Origin of the sequence: Mycolicibacter hiberniae (assembly GCF_010729485.1) — a bacterium.
Taxonomy (GTDB): Bacteria; Actinomycetota; Actinomycetes; order Mycobacteriales; family Mycobacteriaceae; genus Mycobacterium; species Mycobacterium hiberniae.
Genome location: NZ_AP022609.1, coordinates 1,364,253 through 1,380,914, shown reverse-complemented (window position 1 = coordinate 1,380,914; position 16,662 = coordinate 1,364,253). Strand labels below are relative to the sequence as shown.

Sequence of the window (16,662 nt, the reverse complement as noted above, 5' to 3'; positions counted from 1 at the left end):
CCTCCAGCAGTGTTCGCCGGGCCTGCCCGGCCACCAGACGCAGAATCGCACCCGCAGAGGCATCTGCGTGCGATTCTGCGTCTGCTCGCGATGGAAACTGATCAGCTCAGGTCCCGGCGGGCGGAGATCTTCGAGCTCAGGCCGTGGATCTGGACGAAGCCACGCGCGGCGCTCTGGTCGAAGGTGTCGCCCTCGTCATAGGTGGCCAGGTTGAAGTCGTACAGCGACTCGGCGCTGCGCCGGCCGTTGACGATGATGCTGCCGCCGTGCAGGACCAGGCGGATATCGCCGGACACGTGCTGCTGGGTGTCCTCGACGAACACCTCCAGCGACCGCTTGAGCGGGCTGAACCACAGGCCGTCGTAGGTCAGCTCGCCCCACTTGCGGTCCACGCCGCGCTTGTAGCGGCCCAACTCCCGCTCCAGGGTGACGTGCTCGAGTTCGGTGTGCGCGGTGATCAGCACCATGGCGCCGGGCGCCTCGTAGATCTCGCGGCTCTTGATGCCCACCAGCCGGTCCTCGACCACGTCGAGCCGGCCCACACCCTGCGCGCCGGCACGGGTGTTGAGCTCCTGGATGATCGCCAGGACGCTGAGCGGGCGGCCGTCGATGGCCACCGGGCGGCCCTTGTCGAAGCTGATGATCAGCTCGTCGGGGGCGTTGAAGTTGACCGTCGGGTCCTCGGTGTAGTCGTAGACGTCCTTGGTGGGGGCGTTCCACAGGTCTTCGAGGAATCCGGTCTCCACCGCGCGGCCCCAGACGTTCTGGTCGATGGAGAACGGCGAACGCTTGGTGACGTTGATCGGGATGTCGTTCTGCTCGGCGAAGGCGATCGCCTTCTCCCGGGTCCAGGCGTAGTCGCGGACCGGGGCGATCACGTCGAGTTCGGGCGCCAGCGAGGCGAAGCCGACTTCGAAGCGGACCTGGTCGTTGCCCTTGCCGGTGCAGCCGTGCGCGACGATGGTGCCGCCGTGGCTGCGCGCGGCATCCACCAGGTGCTTGACGATCAGCGGCCGGCTGATGGCCGACACCAGCGGGTAGCGGTCCATGTAGAGCGCGTTGGCCTTGATGGTGGGCAGGCAGTACTCGTCGGCGAACTCGTCGCGGGCGTCCACCACGACGGCTTCCACGGCGCCGCAGTCCAGTGCCCGCTGCCGCACCACCTCCATGTCCTCGCCGCCCTGGCCGAGGTCGATGGCGACCGCGACCACTTCGCGGCCGGTCTCCTTGCCGATCCAGCTGATCGCCACCGAGGTGTCCAGGCCACCGGAATACGCCAGGATGACGCGTTCGGACATCGAGTTCTCCTTGCTGTGTCTTACTCAGTGCTACGGGTTTTACTGCAGGTCGTTGAGGGTGGCGGCCAGTTCGGCGCCGGTCATCGGCTCGCGGGCCGCTACGAAGATGGTGTCATCCCCGGCGATGGTGCCGACCACGTACGGTAGCGCGGCCCGATCGATGGCACTGGCCAGGTAGTCCGCCGCGCCGGGTGGGGTGCGCAGCACGGCGAGATTACCGGTGGCGTCGGTGGACACCAGCAGCTCCCCCAGCAGCCGGCACAGCCGGTCGGTCCCGCCGGACAGGCGCAGCGGGTTGCCGTCCTCGGGAATGACGTATCCCCCGACTCCTCCATCGGGGCCCCGCAGTTTCACCGCGCCCAGTTCTTCGAGGTCCCGCGACAAGGTGGCCTGCGTGACCTCGATGCCGTCGGCGGCCAGGATCGCGGCCAGTTCGGTCTGGCTGCGCACCGCTGCCGAGGACAGCACCTCCACGATGCGGGCCTGGCGGCCCACTCGGGTGACGCTGCTGTCGGCTCGGCTCATCGCGACCGGTCCAGCAACCACACCAACAGCGCCTTCTGCGCGTGCAGTCGGTTCTCGGCTTCGTCCCACACCGCACTGTGCGGCCCGTCGATCACCGCATCGGTGATCTCGTCGCCGCGGTGCGCCGGCAGGCAGTGCAGCACGGTGACGTCCGAGTCGGCCAGCGCCACCAGTTCGTCGTTGATCTGGAAGGGCCGAAACGGTGCCACCCGGTCCAGTCCGTCGTCTTCCTGGCCCATGGAGGTCCAGGTGTCGGTGACCAGTACGTCGGCGCCGGTGGCGGCCTTGGCGGCATCGGCGGTGAGGGTGACCGAGGCGCCGGTGTCGGCGGCGCGGGCCTGCGCGGCGGCCACCACGGCGGGGTCGGGGGTGAAGCCGTCCGGGGCGGCGACGGTGACGTGCAGTCCGGCGGTGACGCCGCCCAGCATCAGCGAGTGCGCCATGTTGTTGGCGCCGTCGCCCAGGTAGGTCAGTTTGAGGCCCTTGAGGTCGCCCTTGCGCTCGGCGATGGTCTGCAGGTCGGCCAGGACCTGACACGGGTGGAACTCGTCGGAGAGCGCGTTGACGATCGGCACGCCTGCCGTCGAGGCCATCGCCGTCAGGCGGTCCTGGGCGAAGGTGCGCCACACGATGGCGTCGACGTAGCGCGAGAGCACCTGACCGGTGTCTTCCAGGGTTTCGTCGCGGCCCAGCTGGGTGGAGCGGCCGTCGACGACGACGGCGTGCCCGCCGAGCTGGGCGATGCCCAGCTCGAAGGAGAACCGGGTGCGGGTGGAGTTCTTGTCGAAGATCACCGCGACCCCGCGGGGGCCTTCGAGCGGCCGGGCGCTGAACGGCTTGGCTTTCAGTTCCGCTGCCAGGGCCAGGATTTCGGCCTGCTCGGCCGGGGTGACGTCGTCGTCGCGCAGGAAATGCCGAATCATGACTGAGCCTCGTTCGCGGTGTCGAGCACTGCCGGCAGGGCAGTGATGAAGCTGTCGATCTGCTCTTCGGTGATGATCAGCGGCGGCGCGAGCCGGACCACGCCGGGCGCGGCGGCGTTGACCAAAAAGCCGGCCTGGCGGGCGGCGAGCTCGACGGCCTTGGCCTTCGGCTCGCGCAGCACCACGCCCTGCAGCAGGCCCTTGCCCCGGACATGGTCGATCAGCGGATGGCCCAGCTCCTCGATGCCGTGGCTCAGCGTCTTGCCGAGCGTGCCCGCCCTGGCGATCAGGTCGCCTTCGGCCAGGGCCTCCAGCACCGCCAGTGCGGCCGCGGTGCACACCGGGTTGCCGCCGAAGGTGCTGCCGTGGCTGCCCGGGGTCAACAGGTTGCCGGCCGCCCCCACGGCCAGGCAGGCGCCGATCGGCAGCCCGCCGCCCAGGCCCTTGGCCAGCGTGACGATGTCGGGGACGATGCCGTCGTGCTGGTGGGCGTAGAAGGCGCCGGTGCGCCCGATCCCGGTCTGGACTTCGTCGAGCACCAGCAGCGCACCGTGGGCGGCGGTGATGCCGCGCGCCTGCGCCAGGTAGCCGGCGGGCGGTGTGACGACGCCGCCCTCCCCCATGATCGGTTCCAGGAACACCGCCGCAGTGGCCGAATCGACCTCGGCGGCAAGCGCCTTGGCGTCGCCGTAGGGCACGTGGACGACGTCGCCGGGCAGCGGCTCGAACGGCGCCTGCTTGTCGGGCTGTCCGGTCAGGGCCAGCGAACCCATGGTCCGGCCGTGAAACGCACCTTGGGCGGCAACGATTTTCGTCCTGCCGGTGAGCCGGGTCATCTTGAAGGCCACTTCGTTGGCCTCGGCTCCCGAGTTGCAGAAGAACACCCGGGCCGCAACGCCCAGATGTCCGACCAGGCCCTCGGCCAGGGCGATGCCCGGTTCGGTCGCATACAGGTTGGAGGTGTGGCCCAACGTGTTCAGCTGGCGGGTGACGGCCTCGATCACCGCCGGGTGCCGGTGACCGAGCACGTTGACGGCGATCCCGCCGAGCAGGTCGAGGTAGCTGTTGCCGGCCTCATCGGTCACCACCGCACCGTCGCCGCTGGTCAGTGCCAGCGGCGGGGTGCCGTAGTTGTTCATCATCACCGCAGACCAGCGGTCCTGCAGAGTCATTGGCGCCACTCCTCCTCATCGCTCCGCAGGCTCCGCTCTGCATCGTCGTGGACGCGAGTCATGGGCGCCACTCCTCCTCATCGCTCCGCAGGCTCCGCTCTGCATCGTCGTGGACGCGAGTCATCAGGGGTTCACCACCTTGGTTCCGGTGCCGGCATCGGTGAACAGCTCGACCAGGACGCAGTGTTGGACCCGGCCGTCGATGATGTGGGCGCTGGGCACCCCGCCGCGAACGGCGCGCAGGCAGGCTTCGACCTTGGGGATCATGCCGGACTCCAGCGTGGGCAGCAGGGTCTCCAGGGTCGCGGTGTCGATCTCGCTGACCAGCGAATCGGTGTTGGGCCAGTCGGTGTAGAGGCCGTCGACATCGGTGAGCATCAGCAGTTTCTCGGCCTGCAGGGCTTCGGCCAGCGCGGCCGCGGCGGTGTCGGCGTTGATGTTGTGCACCACCCCGTCGGGGTCGGGAGCCAGGGTGGAGACCACCGGGATCCGGCCTGCAGCAATCAGATCCAGCACCGCATCGGTGTTGACCTGGTCGACGTCGCCGACCAGGCCGATGTCGGTGGCGACCCCGTCGACGGTGACGCTGCGCCGGATCGCGGTGAACAGTGCGGCGTCCTCGCCGGTGATGCCGACCGCGTACGGGCCGTGGACGTTGATCAGGCCCACCAGTTCGCGACCGACCTGACCGAACAGCACCATGCGCGCCACGTCGAGCACTTCGGGTGTGGTGACCCGGAAGCCGCCCTTGAAGTCGCCTTCGATGCCCAGGCGCCGGAGCATGGCGCTGATCTGCGGGCCGCCGCCGTGCACCACCACCGGGTGGATGCCGCAGTTGCGCAGGAAGGCCATGTCGGCGGCGAACGCGTGCTTGAGGGTGTCGTCGGTCATGGCGTTGCCGCCGTACTTGACGACGACGATCTTGCCGTGCAGCTGCTTGAGCCAGGGCAGGGCTTCGGCCAGCACCCGGGCCTTGACGTGTGTGGTCGGTTCGAGGGTCATGAGGAATACGCGGAATTCTCTTCGACGTAGGCGTGGGACAGGTCGGTGGTGCGCACGGTGGCCTGCCCGACGCCGATGTCCAGTTCCACCGTGACCTCGATATCGGCCGCGGACAGGTCGACCTCGCGGGCGCCCGGCATCGGCATGCCCGCACTGAAGACCGGGGAGCCGTTGAACGACACCGTGATCCGGTCCGGTTCGATGGTGAACGGCACCATCCCGATGGCGGCCAGCACCCGGCCCCAGTTGGGGTCCGAGCCGAACAGCGCGGTTTTGACCAGGCTGTCGCGGGCCACGATCCGGGCCGCGACCAGGGCGTCGCTGTCGTCGGGCGCGCCGGTGACGGTGATGGCCACCCGCTTGGTGACGCCCTCGGCGTCGGCCTGCAGCTGGGCGCACAGGTCGTCGCAGACCGCCAGGACGGCGGCGTCGAGCTCGTCGCGGCTGGGGGTGAACTCGCTGGCTCCCGAGGACAGCAGCAGCACCGTGTCGTTGGTGGAGCAGCTGCCGTCGACGTCCAGCCGGTCGAACGTCAACGCGGCGGCCCGGCGCAGCGCGCCCTCGAGCGCCGCGGCGTCGACCTTGGCGTCGGTGGTCAGAACCACCAGCATGGTGGCCAGGGACGGCGCCATCATCCCGGCGCCTTTGGCCATGCCGCCGAGCGTCCAACTGTCCTTGTGGTGCAGCGCAACCTGTTTGGGGACGGTGTCGGTGGTCATGATGGCGCGGGCGGCGTCTTCTCCGCCGGCCAGGCCGCCGGCCATCGCCTGCACCACCTCGGTTACCCCGGACAGCAGCTTGTCCATGGGCAGCCGGTCGCCGATCAGGCCGGTGGAGCAGACCGCCACCTCGATCGCTCCGGTCTCGGTGCCCCAGGCCGACAACGCGGCCGCGACCGCCTCGGCGGTGGCGTGGGTGTCTCCGAAGCCGCCCGGGCCGGTGCAGGCGTTGGCGCCGCCGGAGTTGAGGATCACCGCCCGCAGCCGGCCGGACGTGAGCACTTGGCGGCTCCATTGCACCGGCGCGGCCTTGACCTGGTTGCTGGTGAACACCCCCGCGGCGGCGTAGTCCGGCCCCTCGTTGAACACCAGGGCCAGGTCCGGCTTGCCCGAAGCCTTGATGCCGGCCGCGATTCCGGCGGCCCGGAAGCCTTCGGGCGCGGTGACGCCCTGCTCGCGTACCAGGGTGTGGCCGGCGGTCACGGTGCCACTCCCACCACGGACAGGCCCTCGGTCTCCGGCCAGCCCAGCGCCAGGTTCATCGCCTGCACCGCTGCTCCGCCGGTGCCTTTGACCAGGTTGTCGATCGCGGCGATCGCGATGAACGTCGAGGCGTCCGCGTCGACGTCCACCGCGAGATGCGCGGCGTTGCTGCCGATCACCGATCCGGTCTTGGGCAGCTGGCCTTGGGGCAGCAGGTGCACGAACGGCTCGTCGGCGTAGGCCTTTTCGTAGGCCGCACGCAGTTCGGACAGCGGCGCGGTGGTTTTCGCGGTGCAGGTCGCCAGGATTCCCCGCGAGGCCGGGATCAGCACCGGGATGAACGCGACCCTGACGTCGCGCTGGGTGACCGCGCGCAGGCCCTGGCCGATCTCCGGGGTGTGCCGGTGCACGCCGCCGATGTTGTAGGCCCGCGCCGATCCGATCACCTCCGAGCCCAGCAGGTCGACCTTGGCGGCCTTGCCCGCACCGGAGGTGCCGCTGACGGCCACCACGGTGACGTCGGGCTCCACCAGGCCCGCGGCGACGGCCGGGAACAGCGCCAGCAACGCCGCGGTCGGATAACACCCGGGGACCGCGATCCGCCGGGCGTCTTTGAGTTTGTCGCGCCCGCCGGGCAGTTCGGGCAGCCCGTAGGGCCAGGTCCCGGCGTGCGGCGAGCCGTAGAAGCGTTCCCAGTCGCCCGGGTCGCCCAACCGGAAGTCGGCTCCGCAGTCGATGACCACGGTGTCGTCGCCGAGCTGTTCGGCCAGCTCCGCCGAATGTCCGTGCGGCAGGCCGAGGAACACCACGTCGTGGCCGGCGAGAACACCCACGTCGGTGGGTTCCAGGACCCGGTCGGCCAGCGGCACCAGGTGCGAATGCTGTTCGCCCAGGGTACTGCCGGCGTTACCGGCGGCGGTCAGCGCGCCGATGCGCAGCCGGCCGTCGGCGTAGGCGGGATGCCCGAGCAGCAGCCGCAGGATTTCCCCGCCGGCGTAGCCGCTGGCCCCGGCCACCGCCACGTTGATCGCTGTAGTCACCGGGCGATTCTGCATGACTATGCGGCCATATGCAAACTAATTACGCTACGGGCGCGCCGCCGGAATGGTGTCACGTCACGCCGGCCGGGGTCTGGGTCACCGCGGCGTCGCGGTAGGCCTCCAGCAGCCGCAGCCACACCTCGCTGATGGTCGGAAAGCACGGCACGGCATGCCACAACCGGCTGATCGGCACCCGGCCCGCGACGGCCACGGTGGCCGAATGCAGCAACTCGGCCACCCCCGGGCCGACGAACGCGACGCCGAGCAGGTACTCGTTGTCGGCGTCGACCACCATGCGCGCCCGCCCTCGGTAGCCGTCGGCGTGCAGTTGGGCACCCACCACGGCCTCGCCGATCTCCACGTCCACCACGTGCACCCGGTGGCCGGTGCGTTGGGCCTGTTCGGCGGTGATCCCCACCGCGGCCGCTTCGGGGTCGGTGAAGAACACCTGCGGCACCGCGTGGGTGTCCGCTGTCGCGGTGTGCCAGCCCCACGGCGCGGGGTCCAGCGGCCTGCCGGCCGCCCGGGCGCCGATCACGTCGCCGGCGATGCGGGCCTGGTATTTGCCCTGGTGGGTCAGCAGGGCCCGGTGGTTGGCGTCGCCGCACGCATACAGCCAGCCGTCCTCGACGACGCGCACCCGGCAGGTGTCGTCGACCTCCAGCCAGTCACCCGGGGTCAGTCCGACGGTTTCCAGCCCGATGTCGGCGGTCGCCGGCCGGCGGCCGGTGGCGAAGAGGATCTCGTCGACGTCGAGCGTGCTGCCGTCGGTCAGTTCCACCTGCACCGGCCCGTCCGCCTCGCGGCGCTGCAACCGGGCGACCGAGACGCCGAAGCGCACATCGACTCCGGCGTCGGTCAGCCCGCGGGCCACGTACTCCCCGACGAACGGCTCCATCCGCGGCAGCAGCCCCTTCCCGCGCACCAGCAGCGTCACCGCCGATCCCAAACCCTGCCAGGCAGTGGCCATTTCCACCCCGACGCCCCCGGCGCCGACGACGGCCAGACGCCGCGGCACCGAGGTCGCTTCGGTGGCCTCCCGATTGGTCCACGGGCGCACCTCGGCCATGCCGGGCAGATCCGGAAGCGCCGCACGGGTTCCGGTGCAGATCACCACCGCCTGGCGGGCGATCAGCCTCACCTCGCCGCCGGGCGTGGTGACCACCACGCGCCGCGGCCCGTCCAGGCGGCCGTCGCCGCGCACCAGCGTCGCGCCGATTCCGGCGATCCAGTCAGCCTGCCCGTCGTCGTGCCAGTCCCCCACGTAGTGGTTGCGCCGCCCGAACACCGCAGCGGTGTCGATCGCCGAACCGACGGCCTGGCGTGCGCCGGCCACCCGGCGCACGTCGTCGAGGGCCAGCACCGGCCTCAGCAGTGCCTTACTGGGCACGCAGGCCCAGTACGAGCACTCGCCGCCGATGAGTTCGCGCTCGACCACCGCGACCGTCAGCCCGGCGGCCCGGGCGCGGTCGGCGACGTTCTCCCCGACCGGTCCGGCGCCCAGCACGATCACGTCGTAGGTTTCGGCTTCGTTCATCGGGCGGACCCCCTCGAAGTCACGCGGCAGGACGGGCGACTCCCAGCATGCCCGAGCAGGGGGTTTCGCAACAGCCCGCGAACGCGCAGGTGTCAGCGCAGGGCGGCGCCCACGGCCTCTCCGGCACGGGCGACGGCGGCGTCGCGGGCCGCGCTGGCCTCGTCCTCGGTCAGCGTCCGGTCGGCGGCCCGGAAGCGCAGTGCAAAGGCGAGCGACTTGCGGCCCTCCCCGACCTGCGGGCCGGTGTAGACGTCGAACAGCGCGATGTCCTCCAGCAGTTCACCGGCGCCCTCGCGCACCGCGTCGGCCACCGACTGCGCGGTCACCTTCTCGTCGACCACCAGCGCCAGATCCTGGAACACCGCCGGGAACGGCGACACCCGGGGCGCCGGCAACGAGGGCGTCACCGCGATGGCGTCCAGGTTCAGCTCCACCGCGCAGGTGCCCTTGGGCAGCCCGGCTCGTTCGATGACGGCCGGATGCAGCTGCCCCGCATGACCGATCAGGGTCTCGCCGACCAGTACCTGCGCGCAGCGGCCCGGGTGCCAGGGCAGATACGCCCCGGAGCGCAGCGTGACCTCGACCCCGCTGGCCCGGGCGATCACCCGGGCCGCCTCGATGGCGTCGGCGGCTTCCACGGGCCGGCCCGGACCCCACGGCCCGCGCGGTTCGGCCAAGCCGGTCAGCGCGACCGCGACGTGCTGCGGCTGGCGCGGCAGAGCCGCGTCGATACCGGCGATCTCGGCGTCGCTGGGACGACGGGCGGCCGTGACGGCCGGGAACTCGGCCGCCTCGGCCGGCTGCACCACCTGGGCGATGGTGAACAGGGCGACGTCGCCCATGCCCCGGGAGACATTGCGGTTCAACGCTTCCAGCAGCCCGGGCAGCAACGTGCCGGCCAGCTGCGGCCGGTCGGCTTCCAGCGGGTTGAGCACCGACACGGTGGCGCGGCGGGGGTCATCGTCCGCCAGACCCCAGGTGTCGAAGACTCCGGCGGGCAGAAACGGCGAGGTGAGCACCTCGACGTAGCCGGCCAGGGCCAGCGATTTGCCGATCGCGCGGCGCCGGCGCTGGGTGTCGGTCAGTCCGCGTCCCGCCGGCGCCGTGGGCAGCACCGAGGGGATGGTCTCCAGACCCTCCAGCCGCAGCACCTCCTCGACCAGGTCGGCGGGTTGCCGCAGGTCCGGACGCCAGCTCGGCGGGGTGACGCTCAGCACGTCGCCGCTGCGGACCACCTCGCAGCCGATCTGGGCGAGCCGCCGGGCGGTGGTGCCCTCCGGGTAGCCGACCCCGGCAACCCGGTCGGGCAGGTCGGCCGCGATCTCCACGGCGGGCGGGCTCCAGTTGTCAACCGGGGGTTCACCGCGCCAGTCGGTCAGGCCCGGTTCGATGACTCCCCCGGCGATCTCGGCCAGCAACTGCGCACAGCGGTCCAGCACGGCCACCGAGATGGCGGGGTCGACGCTGCGTTCGTAGCGCCGGGCGGCCTCGCTGGGCAGGTGCAGCCGCCGCGCGGTCCGCGACACCGCCGCGGGGTCCCAGATCGCGGCCTCCAGCAGCACATCGGTTGAGTCGTCGCGCATTTCGGTGCTGCCCGAACCCATCACGCCGCCGATCGCGGCGGTGGCGACGTCGTCGACGATCAGCACGTCCACCGGTTCCAGCTTGCGTTCGATGTCGTCCAGCGTGGTGACGGTCTCGCCGGGGAGGGCGAAACGGACGTCGAATCCGCCGGTGATGCGGGCGCGGTCGTGGGCGTGCATCGGGTGCCCGAGTTCGACCATCACGTAGTTGGTGGCGTCGACGGCCGGGGAGATCGCCCGGATGCCGCAGAGCGCCAGTCGCCGTTGCAGCCACCACGGCGATACCGCCGCGGGGTCGATACCGGTGACGCTGCGCAGCGCGAAGCGGCGCACCCCGGTGCCCGGCTGCACGCTCAGCGGCCAGGCCTGCCCCTCGGCGGGCAGCGGGGTCACCACATCCGCGGAGGCCGGGTCGAGGTAGTCCAGGTCCAGGGCGCAGGCCAGGTCACGCGCCAGCCCGCGCACCGACATGCAGTAGCCGCGGTCGGGCGTGATGGCCAGTTCGTAGACCACGTCGTCGAGACCCAGCACCGCGCTCGCGTCCGCGCCCGGTTCGGCGGTGCCGGCCGGCAGCACCAGAATTCCCGCGTGGTCGGTGCCCAGCCGGATCTCGGCGGCCGAGCAGATCATGCCGTCGGAGGTCCGTCCGTAGGTCTTACGGGTCGCGATGGTGAAGTCGCCGGGCAGCACCGCGCCGGGCAATGCCACCACCACCAGGTCGCCGACCGTGAAATTGCTGGCGCCGCAGACGATGTCGCGCAGTTCGGCTTCGCCGACGTCCACCCGACAGGCCCGGATGGGTTTTTTGAACTCGGTGAGCTCTTCGATCTCGGCGACCCGGCCGACCTTCAGCGGCCCGGTGACCGGGCCCAGGGTGTGGACGCCTTCGACCTCGTGGCCGATCCGCAGCAGCGCCTGCTCGAGTTCGTCGGCGGTGATATCTGCGCACTCCGGCGCACCGGCGACCAGGGCTTCTTTCAACCAGCTGTAGGGAATGCGCATCAGGCACCCGCCCCGAACGGCAGGGAGAACCGGACATCGCCTTCGACCATGTCACGCATGTCCGGAATTCCGTTGCGGAACTGCAGGGTTCGCTCCAATCCCATGCCGAATGCGAAACCGGAGTATTCCTCCGGGTCGATGCCCACGGCGCGCAGCACGTTGGGGTGCACCATGCCGCAGCCGCCCCATTCCACCCAGCCCGGTCCGCCCTTCTTGCCCTCGAACCAGATGTCGACCTCGGCCGACGGCTCGGTGAACGGGAAGAAGTGCGGCCGGATACGGGTCTTGGCGGCCGGCCCGAACTCGGACCGGGCGAAGGCGTCCAGCGTCCCGCGTAGGTGCGCCATGGTCAGCCCGCGGTCGACCGCCAGCCCCTCGACCTGGTGGAACACCGGGGTGTGGGTGGCGTCGAGCTCGTCGGTGCGGAAGGTGCGCCCGATCGAGACCACGTAGACCGGCAGTTCGCGGGCCAACAGGGCGCGGATCTGCACCGGTGAGGTGTGGGTGCGCAGCAGTTGCCGTGAACCGGGCGGGGCGATGTGGAAGGTGTCGGAGTCGCTGCGCGCCGGATGGTCGACCGGGAAATTCAGCGCGTCGAAGTTGAAGTGCTCAGCTTCGACCTCCGGCCCTTCGGCCAGCTCCCAGCCCATGGCGATGAAGGTGTCGGCGACGTGTTCGGCCAGCATGGTGATGGGGTGCCGGGCGCCGACGGGTCTGCGTGCCGAGGGCAGGGTGACGTCGATGCTCTCGGCGGCCAGCACGGCGGCGTCACGTTCGGCGCGCAGCGCCGCCAGGCGCTCGTCGTAGGCACTCTGGGCTTGGGCGCGGGCGGCGTTGACCCGGCGGCCGGCGTCGGCTCGGTCGGCCTTGTCCAGTGTGGCCAGGGCCTGGCGGGCCAGCGCCAGGGGCGAGCGGTCACCGAGGTGCTCGGTTTTGGCGTGCGCCAGCGCGTCCAAGTCGGCTGCCGCGGCGAACGCGGCCTGCGCTGCCTGCAGCGCGGAGGTCAGGGTCGCGTCGGCGATGACGGACGGGTCGACTGGTTGTTGGCCCACGCGACGAGACTCCCCTTACTGGCTGTGGTTTCGGCTGAGACGCAAGCGTCGATCTTATCGACATCATGACGAAAGCCCCGCACGCGGTGTGCGGGGCTTTCGGCCTGCGGGTCAGCTGCTGGGCGCCTTGGGCTCGGCGCCCGCGCCGCCGGCACCGCCCGTGCCACCGGTGGTGGTGGTCGGCGCACTGGGCTTGACGCCGGCCTCACCGGCCACGTTGCCCGCCTTGCCGCCGGTGCCGCCGGTGCCGCCGACACCGCCCCTGATGTTGCCGAGGCCGTCGCCGCCCTTACCGCCGCTACCACCGTCGCCGCCTGTGCCGGTGGTGTCGGCGGCGGTGCTGCTGCCGCCGGCACCGCCGTTGCCGCCGGCGCCCACCGTGACGGCCCGGCCGTTGGTCGGCGCGGCGCCACCCGGGAGAAGCAGGCTGCCGCCGGCCCCGCCGTCGCCGCCCTTGCCGCCGTCTCCGCTGGTGCTGTTGCCGCCGGCACCGCCGGCGCCACCGTTGGTGGCCCGCCAGCTGGCGTCCCCGCTGTCGCCGCCCTTGCCGCCGTCACCGCCGTCGCCGGTGGTTCCGGTGCCGCCGGCACCACCGGCACCGCCGGCACCGCCGGAGCTGAACTTGTTGCCGCCGACGATGCCCGCGATGCCCGAGCCGCCGCTGCCGCCGTCGCCGCCGCTCTCGCCGTTGCCACCGGCGCCACCGCGGCCGCCGTTGCCGCCGAAGCTCAGGATCTGGCCCTTGCCGGTCACGCTGCCGTTGACGTCACTCCAGCCGGTGCCCTTGGCGCCGTCACCGCCGTCACCGCCCTTGCCGCCCTGGTTGTTGGCGCTGGTGCCGCCGGCACCACCGGAGCCGCCGCTGCCACCGGCGACAGTGCCCTGACCAGCTTCGCCACCGTCGCCACCGTTACCGCCGTTGCCGCTGTCGGTGGCGTCCTTGGAGCTGTTGGTGGCAGCACCACCGGCGCCACCCGCGCCGCCGTTGCCGCCCCAGATGACCCGGGTGCTGCCGTCCGATCCGGTCTCGCCGCCACCGTCGCCACCCTCGCCGCCGTTACCGCCGCCACCGGTCGTCCCGGCGCCGCCAGCGCCCCCGGCACCGCCCGCGCCGGAGACGCCCAGGATGGTGCCGGCCCCGAACTTGTTGGCGAACCCGTCGATGCCCCAGGTGCCGTCGGACTTCCAGCCGGTCGCCACGGCACCATTGCCACCGTCGCCACCGGCACCGCCCGTGCCCTTGCCGGTGACGGCGCCACCGTCGCCGCCTTTACCCCCGACACCGCCGTACTGGCTGCCGGAGCCGGCGTCACCACCGGCGCCGCCCTTGCCGCCGTTGCCGTCGACGGCGGCGCCGCCTTTACCGCCGGCCCCGCCGTTGCCGCCGCGGGTGGCGACGGCGCTGCTGTCTTCGGTCAGCTCGGCCGTGGCCTTGCCGCCGTTGCCGCCGTCACCGCCGTTACCTTGGGCCGTGCCGCCGGCCCCGCCTTTACCGCCGGCGCCACCATTGCCGCCGGTCAGGGCGTTGCCGGTGTCTTCCTGTTCAGCGTTGCCGCCGTTGCCGCCCTTGCCGCCGTCGCCGTGCGTGCCGCCGCTGCCGCCGTCGCCGCCGGCGCCGCCGTTGTGGTAGATCTTGCTGCCCGCGGCGCCGGCGCCGCCGTCGCCGCCCTTGGCGATGCCGTTGACGCCTACGCCGTCGGCGCCCGCCGTGCCGGCTTCGCCGGTGCCCTCGGCGCCGCCGGTGCCTGCCTCGCCGGCGGCTCCGCCCTTGCCCGCGGCCCCGGCGTTGCCGGCGTTGCCGCCGATGCCGCCCGACCCGAAGCCGTACTGGCCCCGGTGGTCCCAGTCGCCCGCCTCGCCGTTGCCGCCGTTGCCGCCCGCACCGCCGGCACCGCCCGTTCCGCCGTTGCCGCCGTCGCCGTTGGCGCCGCTGTTGCCGGACTCCGAGGCGCCGCCGGCACCGCCCGCGCCGCCCTTGCCGCCGTCAAAGCCCGTGCCGCCGTTGCCGCCCTTGCCGCCGGCGCCGTTGTTGACGCCCTTTTCGCCTTCGATGCCCAGCGAGCCGGTCACGCCGTGATCGCCGTTGCCGCCCTTGCCGCCGGCGCCGCCGGTACCGCCGTCACCGGACTCCGAGGCACCACCGGCACCGCCGGCGCCGCCGTTCCCGCCGTTGCTGACCGAACCGTTGCCGCCGTTGCCGCCGTTGCCGCCGTTGCCGCCGTCACCGGTGGTTCCGGCGCCGCCGGCGCCCCCGGCCCCGCCGTGGCCGCCGCCGTTGCCGGCGCCGCCGTGGCCGCCATTGCCGCCGTAGTCGAAGCTGCCGTAGGCATCCGCCCCGGCGCCACCGGCGCCGCCGTGGGCGGCCTCGACCGGCTGCTGACTGCCGGCCTCCCCGGCTAGACCCTTGGCGGCATCCTCGTCGCCGCCTAGGCCGCCCTCGCCGGCATTGCCGCCCACCGTGCCGTTGGCGCCGGCCTGGCCGCCGTCACCGCCGGCACCGTCGAGGCCGCCGGAGCCGTTCGCGCCCCAGACACCGGCCGCACCGGCGCCGCCGTCACCACCCGCGCCCACGGCACCGCCGTTGCCGCCGCGGCCGCCGCTACCCGCCGTGCCGGCCTTGCCGACGTCATTGTCTTCATGTCGGGCTCCGCCTACGCCGCCCTTGCCGCCCGTGCCGCCGTGGAAGCCGTTGGTACCTTGGCCGCCGTCCTCGCCGGCACCGTCGTTGACCCCGGTGACTCCGTCGCTTCCGTTGGTGCCCTTGATGCCTGCGTGGCCGGCGCCGCCGACACCGCCGATGCCGCCGTTGCCGCCGTTGCCCGCCTCGACGCCGCTGATACCGCCCGTGCCGCCGACACCGCCGGTGCCGCCGGTGGCGCCGTCATAGGTGCCGCTGATGCCACCGGCACCACCGTCGCCGCCGCGGCCGCCGTTGCCGATCTGGCCGCCGTCACCGCCGGTGCCGCCCTGGCCGCCATTACCGGCGCTGCGCGCGTCGTCATCACCCCCGGCGCCCCCGGCACCGCCGGTACCGCCCTGACCGCCGTTGCCACTCTCACCAGCGTCGCCGCCGGCGCCCCCGGCACCGCCGTTGCCCGCCGCGTGGTCGGCGGTGGCGTCCACCCCGGCGCCGCCGGTACCGCCCTGGCCGCCGTCGCCATTGGTCGTGCTGTCCGCGCCGTCGGCGCCGGTGCTGCCCAGCGCGCTGCCCGCGCCGCCGGTACCGCCCTGGCCGCCGGCACCGCCGCCGCCGCCTTCGCCGCCCGTGCCGCCGTGGAGGGTGTCGGCGTCACCGGCCGCGCCGGTGCCGCCCTGGCCGCCGGCACCGCCGGCGCCGCCCTTGCCGCCCGCACCGCCGCTGCCGAACATGGAGTCGCTCGCGGCGCCGCCGTTGCCGCCCCGGCCGCCCTCGCCGCCGGTGGCGCCGATGCCGCCCACGCCGTTGGCGCCGTCCAGCCAGGTACCGGCCAGTCCGGTCTCGCCGGTCAGACCGACTCCGCCGGCGCCACCGGCACCGCCGATGCCGAACAGCCAGCCCACACCGTCGCCGCCGTCGCCGCCGTTGCCGCCCTCACCACCGGCGCCACCGGCCCCGCCGATGCCCATGAACCAGCCGCCGGCCCCGCCGTCGCCGCCGTCCTGACCGGCCACCCCGGCGCCGCCGACACCGCCGTTGCCGAACCACCCCGCATCGCCGCCGTTGCCGCCGCCGACGAGGCCGTCCTCGCCCGCGGAGTAGCCGGCGCCGCCGTCACCGAACCAGAGCCCGCCGGTCCCGCCGTCGGGGCTCGCAGCCGTGCCGTCGATGCCGTCGCCGATGTAGAACTGACCTTCCGGCGCCCAGCCGTTGACCGTGTCGATGAGCCAGGCGTTGGCCGGGTTGTCGATCCAGGAGTCCACAAACGTGTACATCGGCTGGTAGACCAGCACGTTGAACAGCGAGGTCAGGTCGAACGGGTTGGCGTCCGCGACGCCCGGATCCGACCACCCGGTGAACCACGAGGAGACGTCCCAGGCCGTGCTGTCCCAACCGGCCGCCGAATCTGTGACGGCGAAAAGATCGGTCAGCCAATCGAAGTCCCAATCGGCCTGCGCCGCGGGCGGGGAAGCCAGCGGAGCCACGCCGAACGACAGGAACGCCGCCGCCGTGCCACTGGCGCCTACCAGCCGATTCTTCTTACGGCCGTGGTTGCGACGCTGCTCCCGACGTGACATGACTCCCCGCTCCTGCATTAAGGCGACCTGTGGAAAACCGGTCAATAGTTATGTTGCTCACCGCAGGGTATTCCAAGGAACAGGGTTCATCCACTCGAAAGCGCCGCCGCC

At 72.4% G+C, this 16,662-nt stretch carries 11 protein-coding genes; all 11 read right to left on the bottom strand.

The window, feature by feature from the left end; genetic code table 11:
* Positions 1-101: 101 nt before the first annotated feature.
* Positions 102-1,298, bottom strand: coding sequence for an argininosuccinate synthase (locus G6N14_RS06435; protein ID WP_085133715.1), 1,197 nt, complete (start codon positions 1,296-1,298; stop codon positions 102-104).
* Positions 1,299-1,337: 39 nt separating this feature from the next.
* The gene (locus G6N14_RS06430; RefSeq protein WP_085133713.1) at positions 1,338-1,823 is read right to left on the bottom strand and encodes an arginine repressor; all 486 of its coding nucleotides are present in this window, start codon (positions 1,821-1,823) and stop codon (positions 1,338-1,340) included.
* Positions 1,820-2,746: an ornithine carbamoyltransferase gene (gene argF / locus G6N14_RS06425; RefSeq protein WP_085133711.1), complete on the bottom strand. Its 927-nt coding sequence runs from the start codon at positions 2,744-2,746 to the stop codon at positions 1,820-1,822. The genes G6N14_RS06430 and argF overlap by 4 nt, the downstream gene beginning before the upstream one ends.
* Entirely contained in the window at positions 2,743-3,918 is a 1,176-nt protein-coding gene (locus tag G6N14_RS06420) for an acetylornithine transaminase (protein ID WP_085133709.1), read from the bottom strand. The genes argF and G6N14_RS06420 overlap by 4 nt, the downstream gene beginning before the upstream one ends.
* 123 nt (positions 3,919-4,041) lie before the next feature.
* Positions 4,042-4,920: an acetylglutamate kinase gene (gene argB / locus G6N14_RS06415; protein ID WP_085133707.1), complete on the bottom strand. Its 879-nt coding sequence runs from the start codon at positions 4,918-4,920 to the stop codon at positions 4,042-4,044.
* Positions 4,917-6,164 (bottom strand): bifunctional glutamate N-acetyltransferase/amino-acid acetyltransferase ArgJ, encoded by a 1,248-nt coding sequence (argJ, locus tag G6N14_RS06410; protein WP_275986406.1) that lies wholly within the window; start codon positions 6,162-6,164, stop codon positions 4,917-4,919. Before argJ ends, argB begins: the two co-directional genes overlap by 4 nt.
* Positions 6,119-7,177 carry an N-acetyl-gamma-glutamyl-phosphate reductase gene (gene argC / locus G6N14_RS06405; RefSeq protein ID WP_085133703.1) on the bottom strand — a complete coding sequence of 353 codons (1,059 nt, stop codon included), beginning with the start codon at positions 7,175-7,177 and terminating at the stop codon, positions 6,119-6,121. The genes argJ and argC overlap by 46 nt, the downstream gene beginning before the upstream one ends.
* 55 nt (positions 7,178-7,232) lie before the next feature.
* A complete protein-coding gene (locus G6N14_RS06400) occupies positions 7,233-8,699 on the bottom strand; it encodes a dihydrolipoyl dehydrogenase family protein (RefSeq protein ID WP_085133701.1) in 1,467 nt (488 codons plus the stop codon).
* Positions 8,700-8,791: 92 nt separating this feature from the next.
* The gene (gene pheT / locus G6N14_RS06395; protein WP_085133699.1) at positions 8,792-11,284 is read right to left on the bottom strand and encodes a phenylalanine--tRNA ligase subunit beta; all 2,493 of its coding nucleotides are present in this window, start codon (positions 11,282-11,284) and stop codon (positions 8,792-8,794) included.
* Positions 11,284-12,336, bottom strand: coding sequence for a phenylalanine--tRNA ligase subunit alpha (gene pheS / locus G6N14_RS06390; RefSeq protein WP_085133697.1), 1,053 nt, complete (start codon positions 12,334-12,336; stop codon positions 11,284-11,286). The genes pheT and pheS overlap by 1 nt, the downstream gene beginning before the upstream one ends.
* A gap of 111 nt (positions 12,337-12,447) precedes the next feature.
* Entirely contained in the window at positions 12,448-16,551 is a 4,104-nt protein-coding gene (locus G6N14_RS06385) for a PGRS repeat-containing protein (protein ID WP_163787081.1), read from the bottom strand.
* Positions 16,552-16,662 lie beyond the last annotated feature (111 nt).

Coding starts and splice junctions, on each gene's coding strand:
- pheT (WP_085133699.1), bottom strand. CDS start 11,284: ATGCGCATTCCCTACAGCTGGTTGAAAGAAGCCCTGGTCGCCGGTGCG.
- G6N14_RS06435 (WP_085133715.1), bottom strand. CDS start 1,298: ATGTCCGAACGCGTCATCCTGGCGTATTCCGGTGGCCTGGACACCTCG.
- argB (WP_085133707.1), bottom strand. CDS start 4,920: ATGACCCTCGAACCGACCACACACGTCAAGGCCCGGGTGCTGGCCGAA.
- G6N14_RS06430 (WP_085133713.1), bottom strand. CDS start 1,823: ATGAGCCGAGCCGACAGCAGCGTCACCCGAGTGGGCCGCCAGGCCCGC.
- argF (WP_085133711.1), bottom strand. CDS start 2,746: ATGATTCGGCATTTCCTGCGCGACGACGACGTCACCCCGGCCGAGCAG.
- G6N14_RS06420 (WP_085133709.1), bottom strand. CDS start 3,918: ATGACTCTGCAGGACCGCTGGTCTGCGGTGATGATGAACAACTACGGC.
- G6N14_RS06385 (WP_163787081.1), bottom strand. CDS start 16,551: ATGTCACGTCGGGAGCAGCGTCGCAACCACGGCCGTAAGAAGAATCGG.
- argC (WP_085133703.1), bottom strand. CDS start 7,177: ATGCAGAATCGCCCGGTGACTACAGCGATCAACGTGGCGGTGGCCGGG.
- G6N14_RS06400 (WP_085133701.1), bottom strand. CDS start 8,699: ATGAACGAAGCCGAAACCTACGACGTGATCGTGCTGGGCGCCGGACCG.